The organism is Pseudomonas brassicacearum (assembly GCF_003732175.1).
Taxonomy (GTDB): Bacteria; Pseudomonadota; Gammaproteobacteria; order Pseudomonadales; family Pseudomonadaceae; genus Aquipseudomonas; species Aquipseudomonas brassicacearum_G.
Window position 1 is genome coordinate 158179 of sequence record NZ_MOBI01000017.1, and the last position, 23707, is coordinate 181885.

The window sequence follows — 23707 nt, forward strand, 5'->3', positions numbered from 1 at the left end:
CGGCCGGGGATTCTCGCTGAGAGACATGGCCGAGTAGAGTGCCGAAGTACAACTTAGGAAATGACCTACGCGAAATGAAGACCACACAGCGTTGAAAGTGCGTGGGCACGGCAAATCGCTACAAAAATAAAGAAATGCCGTACCAGGTCCTCCGAAAACTCCACACTACGCGGAGTTTTTTCAGACAACCTGGTCACAGCGGTTCGCTACCTCAAGAAGACAGGTAAGACGAGCGAGTCAGACCCAGGCGCAAGGCATCGAGGTACTGAGTGCGCTCGGTGGCACTGATTCGAGCGCTGGCCACTTTGTCGCGGTAGTGCGTCATCAGCTCTTCCGGCGACAAGTGCACGTAACGCAGCATGTCTTCGATGGTGTCGTGGGTTTCGATACCGGCGTGGTAAACGCTGCCGTCGGCATTCTGGTAGATGTTTACCGAGTCGGTGTCACCGAACAGGTTGTGCATGTCACCGAGAATTTCCTGGTAAGCGCCCACCAGGAAAATCCCCAGCAGGTAGTCTTCGCCATCATTGAGCCCGTGTACCGGCAGGCTGGTTTCGATGCTCTGCTCGTCGACGTATTGCTTGATCTTGCCGTCGGAGTCACAGGTCAGGTCTTGCAGCACGGCACGGCGCATCGGCTCTTCATCAAGACGGTGCAGCGGCAGGATCGGCAGGACCTGGCCGATGGCCCAGGTGTCCGGCAGGCTCTGGAATACCGAGAAATTGCAGATGTATTTGTCGGCCAGCTTGTCGTTGAGTTCGTCGAGCACCTGACGGTGCGAGCGCTGACGGGCTTTCAACGAGTTGTGCAGGCGACGGCAGACAGCGAAGTAGCATTGCTCGGCCAGGGCTTTTTCGGCCAGGGTCAGCTTGCCATCGGCATACTGGGTGGCCACGTCGCTCATGTAGTGAGTCGCGCGCCAGTAGGTTTCGGTGACCATCTCGATATCGGTCGGACCGAGCAGGTCGACCAGCCATTGCACGGTTTCCGGCAGCTCTTCCTTGTTCTCGATCATCGGCACGTCGTCGTTGTGTTTCTCGACGTCGGTGACCTGTACCACCAGCATGGCGTGGTGAGCCGTCAACGAACGCCCACTCTCGGAGAAGATGTTCGGATGCGGCAGGCTCTGCGCGTCGCAGAATTCCTTGAGCATGCCGACCACGACACCGGCGTAATCGTCCATGTCGTAGTTGATCGAGCTGGCGTTACGCGAGTGGGTACCGTCGTAGTCGACCCCAAGGCCACCGCCAACGTCGATGTGATCCACCGGCAGGCCAAGGTTGCGTAGTTCGCCGTAGTAACGGATCGCTTCCTTGAAGCCGTGCTGGTAGTCCGCCAGGTTGGCGATCTGCGAGCCCATGTGGAAGTGCAGCAAGCGAATGCCCTGATCCAGACCAGCCGCACGGAAGCGTTCGACTACCGACAGCAACTGGGCAGCAGACAGCCCGAACTTGGATTTTTCGCCGCCAGTGTCAGCCCATTTGCTCGATGCCAGGGACGACAGGCGAACCCGCAGGCCGACTTGAGGCTTGACCTTCAGCGAGGCAGCCTCTTCGATTACCAGGCCGACTTCGGATTCTTTCTCGATCACGATGAACACGTTGTGGCCCAGCTTCTGGCCCATCAGTGCCAGACGGATGAACTCACGGTCCTTGTAACCGTTGCAGACGATGGTACCGCCCTTTGGCGCCAGGGCCAGCACGGCCAGCAGTTCCGGCTTGGAACCGGCTTCCAGGCCGATGGACACGTTCTGGGTGGCGATGATGTTCTCGATCACCGCTTCCTGCTGGTTAACCTTGATCGGGTACAGCGCGGTGTACTTGCTCTGGTATTCCAGACGCTCGATATTCGCGTCGAAGGCGCCAGTCAGCTGACGGACACGGTCCTGCAGGATGTCCGGGAAGCGCACCAGCAGTGGCAAGGACAGGCCGCTTTTGCGCAGCTGTGCGACTTGTTCGAACAGATCGATAGGTGCGCTGCTCGGGCCGTTCGGACGAACTTCTACGCGACCGGCGTCACTGATCGCGAAATACCCGGCCCCCCAATGGCGAATCCCGTAAACACTGCGGCTGTCCGCAACTGTCCATTGGCTGCCATCGTCTTTGCGTGTGCGTCGTACGGACATCGAAGTCCCCTATAAAGAAGTCAAAGAGCGCCACCCGGGTTGAGGGCTGGCGCAGTCTAAAGTGAAAAAATGACGATTAGCCTGCAAGCGGGATAGACCACACTTGCAGCGCTGAGTTTAGAAACCGGTCAGAACAGGCTCTGTGAAAACCATGGAGACGACGTTCAACCTGAATCGGATCAGGACTGCATCAAGTCGGGGTGGTTTTCACAGAGGCTGCTAGCCGCCGGATTTCTTCGCTTTGAAACCGTGTTTGATCAGCTCTGCCAAGAGTAGCTCGACATGATCGCCCTGGATCTCGATGATCCCGTCCTTCAACGCGCCACCTGTACCGCAACGTTTCTTCAACGTCGTGGCGAGCTCCTTGAGCGCGTCTTCGGCCAGCGGCACGCCGCTGATGGTCGTCACCGTCTTGCCGCCCCGGCCCTTGCTTTCGCGGCGCACGCGCGCGATGCCGTCGCCGGCCGGGATAACGGTTTGTTTGCAGATGCAGGCTGCCACCGGCTGGCTACAGTCCGGGCAATGTCGACCTGCGTCGGTGGAAAATACCAGGCCACCAAGGGCGGCGAAGGATGCGGCTTTTTTGGCCACCGGCAATCCTCTTGGGAGGACAAAGACTGGTCGCAGCAACTTTGGCAAGTGCTATCGACCGCGAAGCCCCACTCAGGCAGGGGCAGCGCTACTGACCGGACGCTCCTACAACAAGCAATACCGGTTCAGCTTGAAAAGGTCGCGCAGTGTAACGGCAAAAAGCGCACTTGCTAAGAGCCAATCGGCGCCATTTTATAGATCTTTTGCGACGCCCTTTACAGCGTCACCCCCGCGCGCGCGCAGATAGCGCTTCAACGCCGCCAAAGAGTCCGGGCAGTAAGGCTTCTGCGTGATTTCCTGCATCACCTGTTCGATAGGAATAAAGCGGGCCTGAAGCACTTCTTCCGGCTGCAGGATCAATGGCCCGTCCCAGACTGCCGAAAACGCCGAACACCACAGGCGGTTGCCGGTGTCCTCAAAGAAAAAATGATCATGGCCAGTCAGCTCGACCCCACTGACGCCCAACTCTTCTTCCAGTTCACGGGCCGCCGATTCGGCGTAGGTTTCGGTTGCCAATACCATGCCACCCGCCGCCACATCCCAGAATCCCGGATAAATGGCTTTGCTGAACGTGCGCTGATGCACGCACAGTTCGCCGGCCGAGTTGAACAGCATGATGTAAGTGCCACGCCCGATCAGCCCGCGCGCGCGCAAGTCCGAACGCACCAGCGAACCGAGCAGGGTGTCCTGCTCGTCGACCCAGGCGATCTGTTCGGCGTCCGAGGCCGCGCGGTGTGCAGCCTCATTGACATTATCAACCATGACTCAGCCCTGATTGAGCAATTGACGCAAATCGATAACTGCCGCGTTGGCCCGCGAGATGTAGTTGGCCATGACCAGCGAGTGGTTGGCCAAAATCCCGAAACCGCTGCCGTTGAGGATCATCGGGCTCCAGACTGTTTCCTGGGACGCCTCCAGCTCACGAATGATCTGGCGCACGCTGACCGTCGCGTTCTTCTTCGCCAGTACATCGGCGAAATCGACTTCGATGGCGCGCAACAAATGCGACAGCGCCCAGGCCTGACCGCGCGCTTCATAGAATACGTCGTCGATCTGCAGCCAAGGGGTTTCCACCCGCTCTTCATCCAGCTGCGGTACCTGACCCGGCGCCAGGGTTTCGGTTTTCAGCGCGGTGTTCAGCTTGACCCGGCCAACACTGGCCGACAGCCGTTGCGACAGCGAACCCAAACGGGTCGCGACATCACCCAGCCAGTTGTTCAGGTTGTCGGCACGCCCATAGAACTGGGCGTTTTTTTGTGCTGGATCGGACAGGCGAGCCTGGTAGCGGCTCAGGGAGTTGATGCCTTCCTGGTATTCCGACTCGCTGGACGGCAGCATCCAGCTCTTGTTGTCGAAGTTGAAACGCGGCTCGGCCTTGGCCAGATCAGCGTCTTCAGCCGATTGCGATTGCGAACGGGCAAAGTCTTTACGCAAGGCGCGAGTCAGATCGCGTACCTGCACCAGCACCCCATATTCCCAGCTGGGCATGTCGTCCAGCCACAAGCCTGGTGGAAAACGGTCGTTGGAAATATAGCCACCCGGCTTGTGCAGCAAGGTACCGGCGACAGTCTTGAGGGTTTCCACCGTGGTGTAGCCGACGACCATCTGCTTGCCTTCCTTCTCGGCGGCCAGTTGTGCGTTCTGCTGAACCGGAAACAGCGCAGGTTCATGGCTCCAGTACCAGCCCAGGGCGAGGGTCACCAGCAAATACAGGCCGATCAAGGTGGCCAATGCGCGGCTGAACAGCAGGCCACCTAAATAGCTGCGGGTTGCCGACTTGGGTTCGGCGGCACGTTCAGGCGCGCTGCCTGTGCGGTTCTTCCAGTCCAGCATGGCGATATCCTTTCAATCACTTGAGTTCGTCGGTTCGACCACAACCCTACTCCATCGTGCTTTGTCGCGAGCAGATTAAATCTGCCCGGCAGACAGTGGATCGCACAGTGGCCGCGAGTCGAGCAGCCACTATAAATGAAGCACAGCGCTGATCCTATGCGACCAGTCGGTCAGGAACTGAATAACGTCGCTTTGCAGTTTATTGATATACGACACTCATGCCATTGGAAAGAGGTGCTAGCATAGAGCCACCAGTCGATCTCAGCATGCACCCTAACTAGTAGTCAGGATATGACCGAGCCAGAAGACCCCAGCCGTGAGCGCCTCAAGCACCACTTTGCCCAGCGGGTAATTCATCAAGCACGTCAGATTCTTGAGATATGGCAGCGCCTGCAACGCTGTGAATGGTCAGGCACGGACCTGGCAGAGCTGAGTGAAGCGAACCTTAGGCTGCTGCGTTTCGCCGAACGTTTCGAACAACCCGAACACACCCACCTGGCGCACAGCATCAGCCAGTCGCTTGCGGCCGTCGACGCCAATCGCGGACGCCTGAGCAGCGGGCTGATCACCGACCTCAATCGCCTGATGCAGCGCCTGTCGCGCACCGGCCTGCGGCATGGCGACCAGCTCGACCAAACCTTTCTACCGCCACTGCGCAAGCCGATCTACGTGATGCTGCAAGATCACGACCGCGCCGAGCGACTGGCCAAGCAGCTCGAATTTTTCGGTCTCAGCGCGCAATCGCTGGACAGCGTGGCGGCGTTTCGCTCCTCAATGGTCGAGCGGCATCCGGCAGCGATTGTCATGGACGTCGACTTCAGCGGCCCCGGCATGGGTTTGCAATTGGCGGCTGAAGCTCAGACCGGTCTGGAGCACAAACTGCCATTGCTGTTTTTCAGCCTGCTGGAAACCGACACCCCGACCCGCCTCGCGGCCGTACGCGCCGGCGGTCAGGAGTTTCTGACCGGTACCCTCGAAGCGTCGAGCCTGCTGGAAAAGATCGAAGTGCTGACCTGCGTCGCCCAGTACGAACCTTATAAAGTGCTGATCATCGACGACTCCCGCGCCCAGGCCCTGCACACCGAGCGCCTGCTCAACAGTGCCGGGATCGTCACCCGCACCTTGATCGAGCCGATTCAGGCGATGGCCGAACTGGCGGATTTCCAGCCGGACCTGATCATCCTCGACATGTACATGCCGGCCTGCACCGGCACCGAACTGGCCAAGGTGATCCGGCACAATGACCGTTACGTCAGCGTGCCGATCATCTACTTATCGGCCGAAGACGACCTGGACAAGCAGCTCGACGCCATGAGCGAAGGCGGCGACGACTTCCTGACCAAGCCGATCAAGCCGCGACACCTGATCACCACCGTACGCAACCGTGCAGCCCGAGCGCGCAACCTCAAGGCGCGGATGGTCCGTGACAGCCTGACCGGCCTCTATAACCACACCCATATTCTGCAATTGCTCGAAGACTGCAGCTTCCGCGCCCGCCGCGAGAACAAGCCATTGAGTTTTGCGATGCTCGACATTGACCATTTCAAGCGGGTCAACGACAGCCACGGCCACCCCATGGGCGACCGGGTGATCAAGAGCCTGGCACTGTTTCTCAAGCAACGCCTGCGCAAGACCGACTTCATCGGCCGGTATGGCGGTGAAGAGTTCGCCATCGTGATGCCGGACACCGATATCGAATCGGCTTATAAAGTGCTCGATGAAATCCGCCAGCGCTTTGCCGAAATCCACTACCCGGCCCAGCCGCAAGACCTCTGGTGCACTTTCAGTGCCGGCGTGGTGGACCTGCACGAAGAGTGCGACAGCCTGATGATGGCCAGCCAGGCAGACGAGGCGCTGTACCGCGCCAAGGACGCCGGACGCAATCGTGTTCAAGCGGCGCGGTCGTCGAATCAAAGTGCCACTTTTTCACCTGAATCCACTGATTCGGTCATAACCCTGTAACACAAACGCAATAACTTCAGGCACTTACCATTCTGTCGTTGGTAGAACCGCGATGCGCCTGAAGTTGCTGACCAATCTCAATACCCTGCTTCTAGTCGCGGTGTGCCTCGCACTCGGCGCCACACTCTGGTGGTCGCAAAAAGCCCTGGAGCGTCCTTATCTGCTGATGGAGCGCTACCTGGGCCTGTCGCAGCACTTTCAAAATCAAGTGGCGCGTAACGTCGAAGATTACCTGGCCAGCGGCGATGCCTTGCGCCTGAGCAGCGCCAGCCAGGCCATCGAGACCCTGCAAAAAGAACTCGGTGAACTGCCGGCCGGCCTGGCTGACAGCGTGCGGCCGAGCCTTGCCAGCCTCGATGACTTCAGCAAGACCGACCTGTTGGCCGCTGGCAAACTGGCGGGTGATCCGCAAGCCTTGCTGCTCCAGGCCGAGCGCGAACTGGGCGCCAGCCTGGAACAACTCAGCCAATACGCCACCAGCGCCAATACGACTGCCGCTGCCGCCTATCTACCACCCTTGCTCATTGCCTCGCAGCACGTGGGCAAACTCTCGCTGGCCCGGGACAAACTGGTCAGCAGTGGCCGCAGCGAACTGGCGGCCGATGTCGAGCGCGAGGTCAGTAGCATCCGCACTCAGGCCGAGCTGATCGAAGCGCTGCCACTGCTTGGCGTGACCGCCAGCAAAGAATCGAATACCGACGATTTCTCGGCGATGATGGGGCTGGAAAACACCGAAAAAACCGTCGCCGAAGATGCCGGCACCGGTTTCAAACGCGAACTCGCCAGCCTGCTCAGCCGCTACCCCGCCGAACTCGGCCGGACCCGCGAACAGATTCAGAAACGCGCCGACCTCAGCGCCGCCACCCACCTGAAAATTACCACCGTGCAGCAGGCCATCGCCGGGCTGGAACCGACCGTGCGCGCGCAGCATGGACAAATCCAGGGTGAAGTGCGGCTCATGCAGGGTGTGATGATTGGCCTGATCCTGCTGATCGCGCTGCTGATCGACACCTTGCAACGACGCCTCGCCCGCGTGCTGACCAACCTGGCGCCAGCGCTGTCGACCTGGGCCGAAGGCGACTTCAGTCGGGACATCCAGCTCGGCGCAACCAACCGTGAGCTACAGGACATTCAAGAATCGCTGAATCGCCTGCGCGCTTATCTCGTGGATCTGGTCGGGACGATCCGGCTGAACGCCGAACAGGTTGCCGGCAGCAGCCGGGTATTAGCCGAACTGAGCAGCGACTTGCACAGTGGCGCCGAGCATCAAGCCGGCGACACCGCGCTGATCCGCGACTCGCTTGGTGAGCTGGAAGCGACCATTCAGCAAGTCGCCGGCGATGCCAGCCAGGCTGCAGACGCCAGCCGTCACGCCGGTCTGGCGGTCGAGCACGGGCAAAAAGTCATTGGCTTGAGCCTGACCGGACTGCACGCGCTGGTCGGCGAAGTCCAGGGCAACGCACAAATGATCGAGCATCTGGCCGAAGAGTCGGCCACCATCGGCGGCGTATTGACGGTGATTCGCTCGATTGCCGATCAGACCAACCTCCTCGCCCTGAACGCGGCAATTGAAGCCGCCCGCGCGGGGGAAATGGGTCGCGGATTTGCAGTGGTTGCCGAGGAGGTTCGTTCGCTGGCGCAACGTACAGCCGGGGCCACCGCAGAAATCCAGACCTTGATTGCCGGCCTGCAACTGGCCGCACGACAATCGGTGGAAGGCATGCGCGCCCAGGTCGAACACGCCGAAGCCACCGCCAACCAGGCACAAGCGGCTGACGGCGCACTGGATAAAATCGTCGGAGCCATCCAGACCATTGCCGACACTGCCGTGCGCATCGCCGATGTCACGGCGCAGCAAAGTGGTGCTGTCAGTGAAATCCGCGATCACAGCGAGCGGATTCATCAGTTGGGTGGGGATAATCTGGTGCGTATCGGTGAAGGCCGTAGCCAGGGCGAGAATCTGCTGGTGCTGGGCGGCCAGCTGCATACCGCCGTTCAAGCCTTCCGCGTCTGACAGCCCGCCATCGCGAGCAGGCTCGCTCCCACATTGGATCTGCGGCGAACACAAAATCGGTGAGCGCCGCCGTTCAAATGTGGGAGCGAGCCTGCTCGCGATGGCGCCAGAACAGCCACCGCAGAACTTCCCGCCCTGCACGCCCATCCGCGGTCCGCTATCATGCGCTCACTTCCGATACGCGAGATTGTCATGCGCCGTCTGCTCTGCCTGATGCTGTTAGTGCTGGTCCTGCCGGTGAATGCCGCTGGCCTCTTGGACAGTCGCCCCAGTTCGACCCTGGGCTCGATCAATAACAGCGCCGACTTCCTGCCCGTTCGCGAAGCCTTTCAGCTGAGCCTGGTGGAGAGCACGCCACAATCAATCAAGCTGCGCTTCGTCGCTACCGAGGGTTACTACCTCTATCGACATCGCTTCCAGTTTCATAGCGAGCCCGCCGAGATTGGCCTGGGCGCCGCGCAACTGCCTTCAGGCGAAAAAAAGCACGACGAGTACTTCGGCGATGTTGAGGTCTACCACGGCATTCTCGACGTAGACCTGCCACGCAACAGCGCCGATCAACGGGCTTTCACGCTGGCCGTCACCTACCAGGGCTGCGCCGATAAAGGCCTGTGTTATCCACCGGAAACCGAACGCCTGACAATCGACGGTGCAGCCATCACCTCCCCGGCCCGCGTCGCGGGCTGGAGCTGGCGCGAACTGGCGCTGTTCTTCCTCGCGGGCCTTGGCCTGACCTTTACCCCTTGCGTGCTGCCGATGCTGCCGATTCTCTCCGGTGTGGTGTTGCGCGGTCAGGTCGGCGGACTGCGCGGTTTTAATTTGTCGCTGGCCTACGTCTTGCCGATGGCCGCCTGTTTCGCCGTGCTCGGCGCGTTGATGGGGATGTTCGGCGCCCAACTGAACCTTCAGGCACGCCTGCAATCTGCCTGGGTGTTGGCGCCGTTTGCCTTGTTCTTCGCAGTGTTTGCGTTAGCGATGTTCGGGGTGTTCGAACTGAAATTGCCCCACGTGATCAGCAGCCGCCTGGACCGCATTGCCGGCCGCACCGAAGGGGGGTCGCTGTGGGGCGCAGCCGTGCTCGGAGTGGTGTCGAGCCTGCTGGTCTCGCCGTGTGTGTCCGCGCCTTTGGCCGGTGCGTTGCTGTATATCAGCGCCAGCGGCGATGCGCTGGGCGGTGCGCTGAAGCTGTTCGTTCTGGGCCTGGGGATGGGTGCTCCATTGTTACTGGTCGCCACCGGCGGCGCGGCCTGGCTGCCGAAAAGCGGCCCGTGGCTTGTCTACGTGAAAAACGCAATTGGCGTGTTGCTGCTGGGGTTGGCAATCGGTTTGCTGAGCCGGGTATTGCCGGGACCTATCACCTTGCTGCTGATCGGTTTGCTGGCGGCAGGGGTCGGCTTATTTCTCGGGGCGCTGGAGTTTGTTTATAAACCGCCGCGAAAACGCCTGGGCCAACTGCTCGGGATGCTCCTGGTGTTTTACGGGTTGGCTTGCTGGTATGGCGCCTTCAGCGGCCAGGCCGATCCGTTCAGTCCGATAAGCCAGCCAAAGGTTGTCAACGCCCCCGGCAGCGCTCAAGCGCAAAACCCCAGCGAATGGCAAACCATCAGCACCCCGGCGGAACTCGATCGCGCGCTCGCTGAGGCAAAATCCAGCAACACCCCGCTGCTGCTCGACTGGTACGCCGACTGGTGTATCAGTTGCAAAGTCATCGAGCACGAGGTGCTTAACGAGCGCAACGTCGTCGAACGCCTTAAAGGCTATCGATTGATTCGTTTCGACATCACCGCCAGCAACGCCGAACAACGCGCCTTGCTCGACCGTTACAAGCTGTTCGGACCACCGGCGCTGATGTTTTTCGGCAAGGACGGCAATGAACGCGGCGATGTGCGGGTGATTGGCGAGATTAATGCAAGGGACTTCGCCGAACGTGTCGCCAAAGCGAATGACCAGATTTAATCAGTTGGTCACATATTTCGCGCAATCATCGGTCATTGTGCTGGCTATTGCAGAGAACTGGACAGTCACAAAGGCTTTGCGGCATAGTCGCCGGGTTCTGATAACTGCACACAGATAACAAGGAACAGCCGATGGCGACCCTACTGGTACTGCACGGACCCAACCTGAACCTGCTCGGCACCCGCGAACCGGGCGTCTACGGGGCTGTGACCCTGGCCGAGATCAATCAGGACCTGGAGCAGCGCGCGCGCAATGCCGGCCACCATTTGCTCTACCTGCAAAGCAACGCCGAGTATGAATTGATCGACCGCATTCACGCCGCTCGCGGCGAGGGTGTGGACTTCATTTTGATCAATCCAGCAGCTTTTACGCATACAAGTGTCGCATTACGTGACGCGCTGCTGGCGGTGAGCATCCCATTCATCGAAGTGCATTTGTCTAACGTGCACAAACGCGAACCTTTCCGCCATCACTCTTACTTCTCCGACGTTGCGGTGGGAGTGATCTGCGGCCTTGGCGCCAGCGGTTATCGACTGGCCCTGGAGGCCGCACTAGAACAGCTTGAAAGACAGGCAACGGCTTGAACAACAAGCGTTAAACGCCCCTGACCGACCCTTGGGAGTTGATGATTCATGGATATCCGTAAAGTTAAGAAACTGATCGAACTGCTGGAAGAGTCCGGCATCGACGAGCTCGAGATCAAGGAAGGCGAAGAGTCCGTACGTATCAGCCGCCACAGCAAAACCCCGGCCCAGCAGTACTACGCTCCTGCGCCAATGCACGCTCCGGCACCTGTTGCTGCTGCCGCACCTGCTGCCGCCGCTGCACCTGCCGCTCCCGCTGCGCCAGCGCTGAACGGCAATGTTGCCCGCTCGCCAATGGTGGGCACGTTCTATCGCAAGTCTTCGCCGTCCTCGCCGTCCTTCGTTGAAGTTGGCCAGAGCGTGAAGAAAGGCGACACCCTGTGCATCGTCGAAGCCATGAAGATGATGAACCACATCGAAGCTGAAAGCAGCGGTGTGATCGAATCCATCCTCGTCGAAGACGGCCAGCCGGTTGAGTACGACCAACCGCTGTTCACCATCGTTTGAACCGCGGAGAGCCAACGATGTTGAAACCTGCGAAGTTGGAAAAAGTTCTGATCGCCAACCGCGGTGAAATCGCCCTGCGGATCCTGCGTGCCTGCAAAGAGATGGGCATCAAGACCGTCGCCGTTTACTCCAAGGCCGACAAGGAGCTGATGCACCTGGGCCTGGCGGACGAATCGGTTTGCATCGGTCCGGCATCGGCCGCGCACTCTTACCTGCACATCCCGGCGATCATCGCCGCTGCTGAAGTGACCGGCGCCACCGCCATTCACCCAGGCTACGGCTTCCTCGCGGAAAACGCCGACTTCGCCGAACAGGTGGAAAACTCCGGCTTCGCCTTCATCGGTCCGAAAGCTGAAACCATCCGCCTGATGGGCGACAAGGTTTCTGCCAAGCACGCCATGATCGCTGCCGGCGTACCAACCGTTCCAGGTTCCGACGGCCCGCTGCCGGAAGACGAAGAAACCGCTCTGCGCATTGGTCGCGAAGTCGGTTACCCGGTGATCATCAAAGCCGCTGGCGGCGGTGGTGGTCGCGGCATGCGCGTTGTGCACAAAGAAGAAGACCTGATCTCCTCGGCGAAACTGACCCGCTCCGAAGCTGGCGCGGCGTTCGGCAACCCGATGGTCTATCTGGAAAAATTCCTGACCAACCCACGTCACGTGGAAGTTCAGGTACTTTCCGATGGCCAGGGCCACGCAATCCATCTGGGTGACCGCGATTGCTCGCTGCAACGTCGCCACCAGAAGGTTCTCGAAGAAGCGCCGGCACCGGGCATCGACGAGAAGGCTCGCCAGGAAGTCTTCGCTCGCTGCGTCAAGGCGTGCATCGACATCGGTTACCGTGGCGCGGGCACTTTCGAGTTCCTGTACGAAAACGGCAGCTTCTACTTCATCGAGATGAACACTCGTGTCCAGGTAGAGCACCCGGTTTCGGAAATGGTCACCGGCATCGACATCGTCAAGGAGATGCTCAGCATCGCCGCTGGCAACCCACTGTCGTTCACCCAGGATGACGTTGTCATCCGCGGTCACGCGCTGGAATGCCGGATCAACGCCGAAGACCCGAAAACCTTCATGCCAAGCCCAGGCACGGTCAAGCATTTCCATGCCCCGGGCGGTAACGGTGTGCGGGTTGATTCGCACCTGTACAGCGGCTACGCCGTTCCGCCGAACTACGATTCGTTGATCGGCAAACTGATCACTTACGGGGCAACCCGTGAAGAAGCCATGGCGCGCATGCGCAATGCGCTGGACGAAATCGTGGTCGACGGGATCAAGACCAACATCCCGCTGCACCGCGACCTGACCCGCGATGAAGGCTTCTGCAAAGGTGGAGTCAACATCCACTACCTGGAACACAAGCTGGCGGCACAACACTAAAGCTTGATCCAGACCAACAAAGCCGCTTTCGAGCGGCTTTGTTGTATCCGGGATTTGCTGACTTCTTTCGATGCATGCAAAACCCTGTGGCGAGGGGGCTTGCCCCCGTTCGGCTGCGCAGCAGCCACAAAACCATTCAACCGCATTGCCCCAGACAAATCCGGGACAACCATTTTGGGACCGCTCTGCGCTCCGACGGGGGCAAGCCCCCTCGCCACAGGTATCGGTTCACTCCCAATCCCTGGCAAGCCGGTCGTCTTCTGCGCCGCTCTCGCGTAAACTTGCGCGCTTCTCGCAGCCCGCTAGGCTGCACATTACATTTTTCAAAGGTGCCCGCCATGCCTTGGCTGCAAGTCCGTCTCGCCATCAGCCCAGAACAAGCCGAAACCTACGAAGACGCTTTCCTTGAAGTGGGCGCCGTATCGGTAACCTTCATGGACGCCGAAGATCAGCCGATCTTCGAGCCGGAACTGAACACCACCCCGCTGTGGTCGCACACGCACCTGCTGGCCCTGTTCGAAGGTGGCACCGAAGCCGCCAGCGTGCTGGCTCACCTTGAGTTGCTGACCGGCAGCCCGCTGCCCGAGCATCACAGCGAAGTCATCGAAGACCAGGACTGGGAGCGCAGCTGGATGGACAACTTCCAGCCAATGCGCTTCGGCCAGCGCCTGTGGATCGTCCCGAGCTGGCACGCTGCACCCGAGCCTGATGCAGTCAACCTGCTGCTCGATCCGGGCCTGGCATTCGGCACCGGCACCCACCCGACCACCGCCTTATGCCTGGAATGGCTCGACGGCCAGGACCTGAAGGATTGCCACGTACTGGACTTCGGCTGCGGCTCGGGGATCCTCGCGATTGCCGCCCTGCTACTGGGCGCCAAGGAAGCGGTCGGTACCGACATCGACGTACAGGCGCTGGAAGCCTCCCGCGACAATGCCGGGCGCAACAACATTGCCGAAGCGCTGTTCCCGCTGTACCTGCCTCAAGATTTGCCGCAAGTGCAGGCCGACGTACTGGTAGCCAACATTCTCGCCGGACCACTGGTTTCCCTGGCCCCGCAACTCTCCAGCCTGGTCAAGCCCGGCGGTCGCCTGGCACTGTCGGGCATCCTCGCCGAGCAAGGTGCAGAAGTCGCAGAGGCTTATGCCAAGGACTTTGAGCTGGACCCGATTGCCAATCGCGATGGCTGGGTGCGCATTACCGGCCGTCGGCGCTAAAATGAGCGCCTGCATACTCCGGATGGCCGCATGACCGATAGCTTCGTCACCCAGTGCCCGCATTGCCAGACCAGTTTCCGCGTCAGCCACGCCCAATTGAGCGTCGCCCGCGGAGTGGTTCGCTGCGGCTCTTGCCTGCAAGTGTTCAATGCTGCACGGCAGTTGCTCGAGCAGCGCATGGGCAAGGAAGCTATCGCCCTTACGACCCCACCACCGGTTGAGCCTCCCACGCAACGGGCCATCAGCCAGAAGCAGTGGACAGCCGCCGAACTGGATCTGGACAGCCTCGACCTTGACGAAGAACTCGCCAAGCTCGAACAACGGGAAATCCAGCCCACCAAAGAGTTCGGCCTGGAGCGCAAGCACAAGGAAGACTCGCTGAGCGCCCGTCGGGATACACCCGAAGGCGAAGAACCGTGGTCCGACAGCCTGTTCAGCGATTCAGCCGCCGAACGCGCGCTGGCCAGCGAAAACACACACGCACCGGCCGAGAGTCATCGATCGGCAGACATCGCCGACGAGCCGGAAAAACCCTCGCGCACCGAACCCTCGCTGTCGCTCGAACTGGTCGACCTGGACGATGAGCCAGAGGCACCGCATCTGCGCCTGGACCAGCCATTCGAAACGCCAGAACCTCCTGCGAAACACGAACGCCTGTCCGCGACCGATGACGACCTCGACGACGAAGCCCACGAGATCGAGCCCGCACGCAAGAAGCGCACGCGTAACGAATCGGCCATGCATGACGAGGTGCTGCAGGACCTGGTCGACGACCCGCTGCAACTCGACTGGCAAAAACGCCGCTCACCCTGGGGTCGCCGGCTCTTTTGGAGCCTGATGGTCCTGCTGGGCGCAGCAGCCCTTGCCGGCCAGTACATTGCCTATCACTTCGACGAACTGGCCCGCCAGGATCAATACCGCCCCTGGTTCCAGCAAGTGTGCCCGCAGATTGGTTGCAGCGTGCCGTCCAAGGTTGATATCGCGAAAATCAAAAGCAGCAATCTGGTGGTGCGTAGCCACCCGGACTTCAGCGGCGCACTGGTGGTCGACGCGATCATCTACAACCGCGCGTCGTTCTCGCAGCCATTCCCATTGCTGGAACTGCGCTTTGCCGACCTCAATGGCCATCTGATCGCCAGCCGCCGCTTCAAACCGGGTGAATACCTCAATGGCGACCTCGCGGACCTCGCAGAAATGCCACCGCAAACACCGATCCATATTGCCCTGGACATCCTCGATCCCGGCCCAAAAGCCGTGAACTACAGCCTGAGCTTCCACTCGCCCGAGTGAATCGCTTCACTCGGCGCCGAGTCTCGCGCCGCTGACGGCAATTTTCCGACTCCCGGTGCCTCGAACCAAACTGATGGCAATAACGGAATAACTGTTCAGATTTTATCCAATTCAGCCTTTATCCAGTCATCGAGAGCGGGTATCATGCCAACCCTTTTTCGAACTCTCATGATCCGACCCCACAACAGGGAAGTCCTATGTCGGCGGTACGCATCGGCCCATATACACTGCAAAACGGCTTGATTCTCGCCCCTATGGCGGGGGTCACCGACCAGCCCTTTCGTCAGCTGTGCAAACGACTGGGCGCAGGGCTTGTAGTCTCGGAAATGGTCACCAGCGACATGAGTTTGTGGAACACCCGCAAATCGCGTCTGCGCATGGTCCACGAAGGTGATCCCGAGCCACGCTCGGTACAGATCGCCGGTGGCGATGCACAGATGCTGGCGGAGGCAGCACGCGCCAATGTCGAGCTGGGCGCTCAGATTATTGATATCAACATGGGGTGTCCGGCCAAGAAGGTCTGCAACAAGGCCGCCGGCTCCGCGTTACTGAAAGATGAAGAGTTGGTGACCGAGATCCTGCACGCCGTCGTGGCGGCGGTTGATGTGCCGGTCACGCTGAAGATCCGCACGGGCTGGGACCGTGCGAACAAGAATGGCCTGACGGTGGCGAAGATCGCCGAACAGGCAGGCATTACGGCGCTGGCGGTGCATGGCCGGACCCGTGCCGATCTGTACACCGGTGAAGCCGAGTACGACACCATTGCCGCGATCAAGCAGGCAGTGTCGATTCCGGTCTTCGCCAATGGCGATATCGACTCGCCCGAGAAGGCCCGGCACGTGCTTGACGCGACCGGCGCCGATGGCCTGCTGATAGGCCGGGCTGCCCAGGGGCGGCCATGGATTTTTCGTGAGATCGAGCATTTTCTGCGTACCGGCGAAAAACTCCCGGCACCAGAGTTGATCGAGGTGGAACGTATTCTGCTTGAGCATCTGGCCGCGCTCCATGCTTTCTATGGAGATGTCATGGGCGTACGCATCGCCCGCAAGCATGTCGGCTGGTATCTCGCAACCCTGCCGGGCGCCAGGGAGTTTCGCGCCCACTTCAATCGTTTGGATGGTACGGAAACACAATGCGCCAACGTTCGGGAGTTCTTCGCCGAGCGCTACAAGAGCCTGACAGGGGACGGAGAAGGGGTGGCCGCATGACGATGATGACCGAGACTTTAGTGAGTGGAACAGCACCCGTGAGCGACAACGTAAATTTGAAACAGCACCTCAATACGCCGAGCGAAGAAGGCCAGACCCTTCGCGGGAGTGTCGAGAAGGCGCTGCACAATTATTTCGCCCACCTTGAAGGCGCTGCCGTCACGGATGTGTACAACCTGGTGCTCTCCGAAGTCGAGGCTCCCCTGCTCGAAAGCGTGATGAACTACGTCAAGGGCAATCAGACCAAGGCCAGTGAGCTGCTGGGACTGAACCGCGGTACCTTGCGCAAAAAACTCAAGCAGTACGATTTGCTGTAAGCATTCAATCAAACCAGAAAGGCGCCCGCGTAAAACCGGTCGCCTTTTTTGCTGACTTCCTTTGCTTTTGATGGAAATTGAGATGACCGACCAGACCACCCGCCTGCCGATCCGCCGCGCCTTGATCAGCGTTTCCGACAAGACCGGGATCCTCGAATTCGCCAAGGAGCTCGAAGCGCTCGGCGTCGAGATCCTCTCCACCGGCGGGACGTTCAAGCTGCTGCAGGACAATGGCGTAGCCGCTGTGGAAGTCGCGGATTACACCGGTTTCGCAGAAATGATGGACGGTCGGGTGAAAACCCTGCACCCGAAAATCCACGGTGGGATCCTCGGTCGTCGCGGTATCGACGACGCGATCATGAACGAGCACGGCATCAAGCCGATCGATCTGGTCGCCGTTAACCTCTACCCGTTCGAAGCGACCATCAACAAGCCAGGCTGCGACTTGCCGACCGCCATCGAGAACATCGATATCGGTGGCCCGACCATGGTCCGCTCGGCCGCCAAGAACCACAAAGACGTGGCCATCGTGGTAAACGCCAGCGATTACGCCAGCGTGCTGGAAAACCTCAAGGCCGGTGGCCTGACCTACGCTCAGCGTTTCGACCTGATGCTCAAGGCCTTCGAACACACTGCCGCCTACGACGGTATGATCGCCAACTACATGGGCACCGTGAACCAGGCTGCTGAAACCCTTAGCACCGAAGGCCGCAGCGAGTTCCCGCGCACCTTCAACAGCCAGTTCATCAAGGCTCAGGAAATGCGCTACGGCGAGAACCCGCACCAGAGCGCGGCGTTCTACGTTGAAGCCAAGCCCGCCGAAGTCGGCATCGCTACCGCGACCCAACTGCAAGGCAAAGAACTGTCGTACAACAACGTGGCCGACACCGACGCTGCGCTGGAATGCGTGAAGAGTTTCGTCAAACCGGCCTGCGTGATCGTCAAGCACGCCAACCCGTGCGGCGTTGCCGTGAGCCCGGACGCTGAAGGCGGTATCCGCCAGGCGTACGAACTGGCTTACGCCACCGACACCGAGTCGGCTTTCGGCGGCATCATCGCGTTCAACCGCGAACTGGACGCTGAAACTGCCAAAGCCATCGTCGAGCGTCAGTTCGTCGAAGTGATCATCGCCCCATCGGTCAGCAACGAGGCCCGCGCCATCGTTGCCGCCAAGGCCAACGTTCGCCTGCTGGCGTGCGGCCAATGGTCGGCTGATCGTGCCCCGGCCTGGGACTACAAGCGCGTCAATGGCGGCTTGCTGGTACAGAGCCGCGACATCGGCATGATCGGCAGCGAAGACCTGAAGGTTGTGACCAAGCGCGCACCGACCGAGCAAGAGATCAACGATCTGATCTTCGCCTGGAAAGTCGCCAAGTACGTCAAATCCAATGCCATCGTCTACGCCAAGAACCGTCAGACCATCGGTGTCGGCGCTGGCCAGATGAGCCGCGTGAACTCTGCGCGCATCGCCGCCATCAAAGCTGAACACGCTGGCCTGCAAGTGCAGGGCGCGGTCATGGCCTCGGACGCGTTCTTCCCGTTCCGCGACGGCATCGACAACGCAGCCAAGGTTGGCATCACTGCCGTGATTCAACCGGGTGGCTCGATGCGTGACAACGAAGTGATTGCCGCCGCTGACGAGGCTGGTATCGCCATGGTATTCACCGGCATGCGCCACTTCCGTCACTGATTACTTTGCTTGATCGTACCCACGCTCTGCGTGGGTACGCAGCCCGGGACGCTCCGCGTCCCTCGGACGCAGAGCGTCCGTAGAGGCATTCCCACGCAGAGCGTGGGAACGATCAGTCCCCCACAGAATTAGCGTCATCCGAGGTTTTTGAAATGAATGTTTTGATCATTGGCAGCGGTGGCCGTGAACACGCCCTGGCCTGGAAAGTCGCTCAGGATCCGCGCGTACAGAAAGTCTTCGTTGCCCCGGGCAACGCCGGCACTGCCATTGAAGCCAAGTGCGAGAACGTCGCTATCGACGTGCTGGCCCTTGAGCAGTTGGCCGACTTTGCCGAGAAAAACGTCTCCCTGACCATCGTCGGTCCGGAAGTCCCGCTGGTCGCAGGCGTAGTCGATCTGTTCCGCAAACGCGGCCTGGACTGCTTCGGCCCAACCGCTGGCGCCGCCCAGCTGGAAGGTTCCAAGGCATTCACCAAGGACTTCCTGGCTCGCCACAAGATCCCGACGGCCGACTACCAGAACTTCACCGAGATCGAGCCAGCCCTGGCTTATCTGCGTGAAAAAGGTGCGCCGATCGTGATCAAGGCCGACGGCCTGGCTGCCGGTAAAGGCGTGATCGTCGCCATGACCCTGACCGAAGCCGAAGACGCCGTACGCGACATGCTCGCCGGCAACGCTTTTGGCGACGCCGGTTCGCGCGTGGTCATCGAAGAGTTCCTCGATGGCGAAGAAGCCAGCTTCATCGTCATGGTCGACGGCAAGAACGTGCTGCCGATGGCCACCAGCCAGGACCACAAACGTGTTGGCGACGCCGACACCGGCCCGAACACGGGCGGCATGGGTGCCTACTCCCCTGCCCCGGTGGTCACCAGCGAAGTTCACCAGCGCGTCATGGACCTGGTGATCTGGCCAACCGTGCGTGGCATGGCCGAAGAAGGCAACGTCTACACCGGCTTCCTCTATGCTGGTCTGATGATCGATAAAGCCGGTAACCCGAAAGTCATCGAGTTCAACTGCCGTTTCGGCGACCCCGAGACCCAACCGGTAATGCTGCGCCTGCAGTCGAGCCTGGTATTGCTGGTCGAAGCGGCGCTGGCACAGGCACTGGACAAGGTCGAAGCTCAGTGGGATCCACGTCCAAGCGTCGGTATCGTACTGGCTGCTGGCGGCTACCCGGGCGATTACGCCAAGGGCACGGTCATCGAAGGCCTGGATGCCGCCGCCGCGCTGGAAGGCAAAGTCTTCCACGCCGGTACCGCGCTCAAGGACGGCAAGGTTGTGACCGCCGGTGGTCGGGTACTTTGCGCCACCGCCATGGGCGCAAGTGTCGATGCCGCCCAGCAGCAGGCCTACAAACTGGCCGCCAAAATCAACTGGGAAGGCTGTTTCTACCGCAAGGACATTGGCTATCGCGCCATTGCCCGTGAGCGTGGCGAAAATCAGGAATAAGCTATCCATTCGGCTAGGCAGGGGCCTATGGCCCTTGCCGTACTATTCCGGCGCCGCGCATAGTTATAATCTGGCATCAACCTACGAAGGGATTTCGCCGTGCGCTGGCTCAGGATTGCCATAGGCTTTACCGTCACTCTGCTGACCCTGCTCTGCATGCTCCCGGCCCAGGCCGCGCAAGGCAGTGGCTGGGTGGTATTGCTCGACGAACAGGCAGACCTGCAACTGAGCGATATCCGCTCGGCTCGCTACACCAACCAATTCAGCCCGATTGAACTCGACCAGATCACCGCCGCCGAACCCAGTGGCGCGTTGTGGCTGCGTTTCAAGCTCAGCCCGGGTAAACACGAACAACTGCTGCGCATCTTCGCCCCCGATTTGTCGCGCCTGAACCTCTACGTTCTGGATGGCGATACGCTGATCGAGCAATTGACCAGCGGTAACGAGCAACCGCAAAGCGAGCGACCACTCCCCAGCAGCGACTTCATGTTGCCGCTTCCACAAAGCGACAAAACCCTCGACGTCTATCTGCGACTGGTTTCCGAACACGAGTTGCGCCCCTATATCACCCTGCAATCAGCAGTGATGGTGGCGGCGAACCAGAACCAGACGCTGATCTATGGCCTGTTTTTTGGCTGCATCGCGATGCTGATCCTGTACAACCTCACGCGCTACGGCTATAGCCGCTCGCGCAGCAGCGTCTGGCTGGCGGTATGCGAGGGACTGTTACTGCTCAGCCTGGTGCTGTTGTTGAACCTGGCTGGCCCATGGCTTCCCGACTGGCATGCCGTGCAAACACCCGGCGCCTACCTGGCGCTACTGCTGACAGCCCCTTGCGGCCTGATGTTCGCCTACCGCTTCTTTGCCCCGCTGGGCCCACATCCTCTAAACAAATTGCTGCTGGGGGACATCCTGTTCATTGTCCTGTGCAGCCTGCTGTTGCTGTTCGTCGATACCCTGCCGCTGAACATCATCACCTATGCACTGGTGGCCCTGGCGGGCCTGAGCATGCTCTTTGTCAGCGCCTATCACTGGCAAAAGGGTTACCGACCGGCACGCCTGTTCGTGGCCGCAATGGTCGTGTTCAACGTCGGCACGCTGATCATCCTGCCGGCGTTGCTGGGGCTGACCCTGGTTGCACCGCAAGGCCTGATCATGACCTTGATGGCCTTCATCTGCATCTGCGGCGTGCTGATGAGCATCGCCCTGAGCGAACGCCAGCGCAGCATCACCGAAGACCGCTTCAGCGTTAGCCGCGACCTGGCAGCGAGTAATGCCGAGATCAATGCCAAAGCCGAATTCCTGGCAAAAATCAGCCACGAAATCCGTACCCCGATGAATGGCGTGCTGGGCATGACCGAGCTGCTGCTGGGCACCCCGCTGTCGGTCAAACAGCGCGACTACGTGCAAACCATCCACAGCGCCGGCAATGAACTGCTGACGTTGATCAACGAAATCCTCGACATCTCCAAGCTCGAGTCCGGACAAATCGAACTCGACGATGTGCAGTTCGACCTCAACGCACTGATCGAAGACTGCCTGAGCATCTTCCGCGCCAAGGCCGAACAACAGAACGTCGAGCTGATCAGCTTCATCCAGCCACAGGTCCCTCGCGTGATCAGCGGTGACCCGACGCGTCTGCGCCAGACGCTGCTGAGCCTGCTGGAAAACGCCCTGAAGAAAACCGACGAAGGCGAAATCCTGATCGTCGTTGCCCTCGACGAACGCAGCCTCAAACCGCGCCTGCGCATTGCCGTGCAAGACAGCGGGCAACCCATGGATGCCGAAGAACGAGAAGCCCTCCTGCATGCCGAACTGCACAGCAAGAACTTCCTTTCCGCCACCCGCCTGGGCGGTAACCTGGGGCTGGTAATCGCCCGCCAATTGATTCTGCTGATGCACGGCGAGTTCGGCATCAAGAGCGGCAGCAATCAGGGCAGCACACTGTGGCTGACCTTGCCGCTGGACCCCGAGCGCCTCGAACACCCGACCTCCGATCTCGATGGCCCGCTGCAGGGCGCCCGGGTGCTGGTGGTGGACGACAATGACACCTGCCGCAAAGTCCTGGTGCAGCAATGCAGCGCCTGGGGGCTGAACGTCAGCGCCGTACCTTCCGGCAAGGAAGCCCTCGCCCTGCTGCGCACCAAGGCGCACCTGCGTGACTACTTCGACGTGGTCCTGCTCGACCAGAACATGCCCGGCATGACCGGCATGCAACTGGCGGCGAAGATCAAGGAAGACCCGAGCCTGAATCACGACATTCTGCTGATCATGCTCACCGGCATCAGCAACGCGCCGAGCAAGGTCATCGCGCGCAATGCCGGAATCAAACGCATCCTCGCCAAACCCGTGGCCGGCTACACCCTCAAGACCACGCTGGCGGACGAACTGAGCCAACGCAGCAAAGGCCTGGCGGTCTCACAGCAACTGCCGACCGGCGCGTCTGCGGCGGTCAAGGTGCCGAGCGATTTCCGCATTCTGGTGGCCGAAGACAACAGCATTTCAACCAAAGTGATTCGCGGCATGCTCGGCAAGCTCAATCTTCAGCCGGACACCGCCTGCAATGGTGAAGAAGCCTTGAAAGCGATGAAGGCCCAGCGCTACGACCTGGTGTTGATGGACTGCGAAATGCCAATCCTCGATGGCTTCTCCGCCACCCAGCAATTGCGTGCCTGGGAGGTCGGCAACCAGCGAACTCGCACACCGGTAGTAGCACTTACCGCTCACATCCTGGCCGAACACAAAGAACGCGCACGCCAGGCCGGCATGGATGGCCATATGGCCAAGCCCGTCGAGCTTTCACAACTGCGCGAACTGATCGAGCATTGGGTCGCACAGCGCGATCAGCAGAATCAGGCAACGGCTCAAACGTCCTGAGCCGACAGACCCCGCAGCGCCTGATAGACTCCTCCTCGACTTCCCTCGCCAGTGAGCTTGCCCCATGCTCCACGTGTTGTTCAGCGTTTACCTGAAGATGCTGGTGCTCTACAGCCCCTTCTTCGTGTTGTCCTGCTTCATCAGCCTGACCCGCGGTTATTCGCGCAAGGAACAACGTCGACTGGCCTGGAATGTCGCCCTCGCGACCCTGGTTTCCAGCGTGCTGTTGTATTTGTTCGGGCGGGTGATTTTCAGCGTGTTCGGCATCACCGTAGACGCCTTCCGCATTGGCGCCGGCAGCGTGCTGTTCATTTCGGCACTGGGCATGGCTCAGGGCAAGTCAGCGATCCAGACCGACAACGTGCAGCAAGACGTGACCATCGTCCCGCTGACCATTCCCCTCACTGTCGGCCCTGGCACCATCGGCGCATTGCTGGTGATGGGCGTCAGCCAGCCGCACTGGGACGACAAACTCACCGCCATCCTCAGTATCGCCATGGCCAGCCTGACCGTCGGCGTAGTGCTGTACCTGTCCAACCGCATCGAGCGGATTCTCGGTGACCAGGGTTTGCAGATTGTCAGCCGGTTGATGGGGTTGTTTGTGTGTGCACTGGCGGCGCAGATTATCTTTACCGGGGTGAAGGGGTATCTGGTGCCTTAGTTCGTCGTCCATCACGAGATTGCCCACCGAAAAACAAGGCCTTGTCGT

18 protein-coding genes are annotated in these 23707 nt (G+C 60.2%); 14 read left to right on the forward strand and 4 right to left on the reverse strand.

The window, feature by feature from the left end; translation table 11 throughout:
• Nucleotides 1-211 precede the first annotated feature (211 nt).
• The 4 genes from speA to BK658_RS16690 form a co-directional block, all read right to left on the reverse strand.
• Nucleotides 212-2125 (reverse strand): arginine decarboxylase, encoded by a 1914-nt coding sequence (gene speA, locus BK658_RS16675; RefSeq protein ID WP_054595447.1) that lies wholly within the window; start codon nt 2123-2125, stop codon nt 212-214.
• A 219-nt stretch (nt 2126-2344) separates the two neighbouring features.
• On the reverse strand, nt 2345-2716 hold the full coding sequence (locus BK658_RS16680) for a translation initiation factor Sui1 (RefSeq protein ID WP_054595446.1): 372 nt from the start codon (nt 2714-2716) through the stop codon (nt 2345-2347).
• Between the two features lie 192 nt (nt 2717-2908).
• Nucleotides 2909-3478, reverse strand: a complete 570-nt coding sequence (locus tag BK658_RS16685) for an NUDIX hydrolase (RefSeq protein WP_123583223.1) — start codon at nt 3476-3478, stop codon at nt 2909-2911.
• A 3-nt stretch (nt 3479-3481) separates the two neighbouring features.
• Nucleotides 3482-4549 (reverse strand): DUF2333 family protein, encoded by a 1068-nt coding sequence (locus tag BK658_RS16690; protein ID WP_123583224.1) that lies wholly within the window; start codon nt 4547-4549, stop codon nt 3482-3484.
• A 291-nt stretch (nt 4550-4840) separates the two neighbouring features.
• Between BK658_RS16690 and gcbA the strand changes: the two genes are divergently transcribed.
• From gcbA to BK658_RS16760, 14 genes are all read left to right on the forward strand, one after another.
• Nucleotides 4841-6511: a diguanylate cyclase GcbA gene (gene gcbA / locus BK658_RS16695; protein ID WP_123583225.1), complete on the forward strand. Its 1671-nt coding sequence runs from the start codon at nt 4841-4843 to the stop codon at nt 6509-6511.
• A gap of 970 nt (nt 6512-7481) precedes the next feature.
• Nucleotides 7482-8525, forward strand: a complete 1044-nt coding sequence (locus BK658_RS30795) for a methyl-accepting chemotaxis protein (protein WP_404943184.1) — start codon at nt 7482-7484, stop codon at nt 8523-8525.
• Nucleotides 8526-8717: 192 nt separating this feature from the next.
• Nucleotides 8718-10481, forward strand: coding sequence for a protein-disulfide reductase DsbD (locus BK658_RS16705; RefSeq protein ID WP_123583227.1), 1764 nt, complete (start codon nt 8718-8720; stop codon nt 10479-10481).
• A gap of 131 nt (nt 10482-10612) precedes the next feature.
• The gene (gene aroQ, locus BK658_RS16710) at nt 10613-11065 is read left to right on the forward strand and encodes a type II 3-dehydroquinate dehydratase (RefSeq protein ID WP_019693755.1); all 453 of its coding nucleotides are present in this window, start codon (nt 10613-10615) and stop codon (nt 11063-11065) included.
• A 48-nt stretch (nt 11066-11113) separates the two neighbouring features.
• Entirely contained in the window at nt 11114-11572 is a 459-nt protein-coding gene (gene accB / locus BK658_RS16715) for an acetyl-CoA carboxylase biotin carboxyl carrier protein (protein ID WP_123583228.1), read from the forward strand.
• Between the two features lie 17 nt (nt 11573-11589).
• Nucleotides 11590-12951: an acetyl-CoA carboxylase biotin carboxylase subunit gene (gene accC, locus BK658_RS16720; protein ID WP_019693757.1), complete on the forward strand. Its 1362-nt coding sequence runs from the start codon at nt 11590-11592 to the stop codon at nt 12949-12951.
• Nucleotides 12952-13289: 338 nt separating this feature from the next.
• Nucleotides 13290-14168, forward strand: a complete 879-nt coding sequence (gene prmA / locus BK658_RS16725) for a 50S ribosomal protein L11 methyltransferase (RefSeq protein ID WP_123583229.1) — start codon at nt 13290-13292, stop codon at nt 14166-14168.
• A 30-nt stretch (nt 14169-14198) separates the two neighbouring features.
• Nucleotides 14199-15458, forward strand: a complete 1260-nt coding sequence (locus BK658_RS16730) for a DUF3426 domain-containing protein (RefSeq protein ID WP_123583230.1) — start codon at nt 14199-14201, stop codon at nt 15456-15458.
• Nucleotides 15459-15655: 197 nt separating this feature from the next.
• Entirely contained in the window at nt 15656-16666 is a 1011-nt protein-coding gene (gene dusB / locus BK658_RS16735) for a tRNA dihydrouridine synthase DusB (protein ID WP_123583231.1), read from the forward strand.
• Entirely contained in the window at nt 16663-16983 is a 321-nt protein-coding gene (fis, locus tag BK658_RS16740; protein WP_007921650.1) for a DNA-binding transcriptional regulator Fis, read from the forward strand. Before dusB ends, fis begins: the two co-directional genes overlap by 4 nt.
• An 82-nt stretch (nt 16984-17065) precedes the next feature.
• Nucleotides 17066-18673 (forward strand): bifunctional phosphoribosylaminoimidazolecarboxamide formyltransferase/IMP cyclohydrolase, encoded by a 1608-nt coding sequence (gene purH / locus BK658_RS16745; RefSeq protein ID WP_123583232.1) that lies wholly within the window; start codon nt 17066-17068, stop codon nt 18671-18673.
• 152 nt (nt 18674-18825) lie between these two features.
• The gene (gene purD, locus BK658_RS16750; protein ID WP_123583233.1) at nt 18826-20121 is read left to right on the forward strand and encodes a phosphoribosylamine--glycine ligase; all 1296 of its coding nucleotides are present in this window, start codon (nt 18826-18828) and stop codon (nt 20119-20121) included.
• 99 nt (nt 20122-20220) lie between these two features.
• On the forward strand, nt 20221-22998 hold the full coding sequence (locus BK658_RS16755) for a hybrid sensor histidine kinase/response regulator (protein ID WP_123583234.1): 2778 nt from the start codon (nt 20221-20223) through the stop codon (nt 22996-22998).
• A gap of 64 nt (nt 22999-23062) precedes the next feature.
• Nucleotides 23063-23659 carry a MarC family protein gene (locus BK658_RS16760; protein WP_123583235.1) on the forward strand — a complete coding sequence of 199 codons (597 nt, stop codon included), beginning with the start codon at nt 23063-23065 and terminating at the stop codon, nt 23657-23659.
• The last annotated feature ends 48 nt before the right edge of the window (nt 23660-23707 follow it).

Coding starts and splice junctions, on each gene's coding strand:
- speA (WP_054595447.1), bottom strand. CDS start 2,125: ATGTCCGTACGACGCACACGCAAAGACGATGGCAGCCAATGGACAGTT.
- BK658_RS16685 (WP_123583223.1), bottom strand. CDS start 3,478: ATGGTTGATAATGTCAATGAGGCTGCACACCGCGCGGCCTCGGACGCC.
- BK658_RS16690 (WP_123583224.1), bottom strand. CDS start 4,549: ATGCTGGACTGGAAGAACCGCACAGGCAGCGCGCCTGAACGTGCCGCC.
- gcbA (WP_123583225.1), top strand. CDS start 4,841: ATGACCGAGCCAGAAGACCCCAGCCGTGAGCGCCTCAAGCACCACTTT.
- BK658_RS30795 (WP_404943184.1), top strand. CDS start 7,482: ATGATTGGCCTGATCCTGCTGATCGCGCTGCTGATCGACACCTTGCAA.
- BK658_RS16705 (WP_123583227.1), top strand. CDS start 8,718: ATGCGCCGTCTGCTCTGCCTGATGCTGTTAGTGCTGGTCCTGCCGGTG.
- aroQ (WP_019693755.1), top strand. CDS start 10,613: ATGGCGACCCTACTGGTACTGCACGGACCCAACCTGAACCTGCTCGGC.
- accB (WP_123583228.1), top strand. CDS start 11,114: ATGGATATCCGTAAAGTTAAGAAACTGATCGAACTGCTGGAAGAGTCC.
- accC (WP_019693757.1), top strand. CDS start 11,590: ATGTTGAAACCTGCGAAGTTGGAAAAAGTTCTGATCGCCAACCGCGGT.
- prmA (WP_123583229.1), top strand. CDS start 13,290: ATGCCTTGGCTGCAAGTCCGTCTCGCCATCAGCCCAGAACAAGCCGAA.
- BK658_RS16730 (WP_123583230.1), top strand. CDS start 14,199: ATGACCGATAGCTTCGTCACCCAGTGCCCGCATTGCCAGACCAGTTTC.
- dusB (WP_123583231.1), top strand. CDS start 15,656: ATGTCGGCGGTACGCATCGGCCCATATACACTGCAAAACGGCTTGATT.
- fis (WP_007921650.1), top strand. CDS start 16,663: ATGACGATGATGACCGAGACTTTAGTGAGTGGAACAGCACCCGTGAGC.
- purH (WP_123583232.1), top strand. CDS start 17,066: ATGACCGACCAGACCACCCGCCTGCCGATCCGCCGCGCCTTGATCAGC.
- purD (WP_123583233.1), top strand. CDS start 18,826: ATGAATGTTTTGATCATTGGCAGCGGTGGCCGTGAACACGCCCTGGCC.
- BK658_RS16760 (WP_123583235.1), top strand. CDS start 23,063: ATGCTCCACGTGTTGTTCAGCGTTTACCTGAAGATGCTGGTGCTCTAC.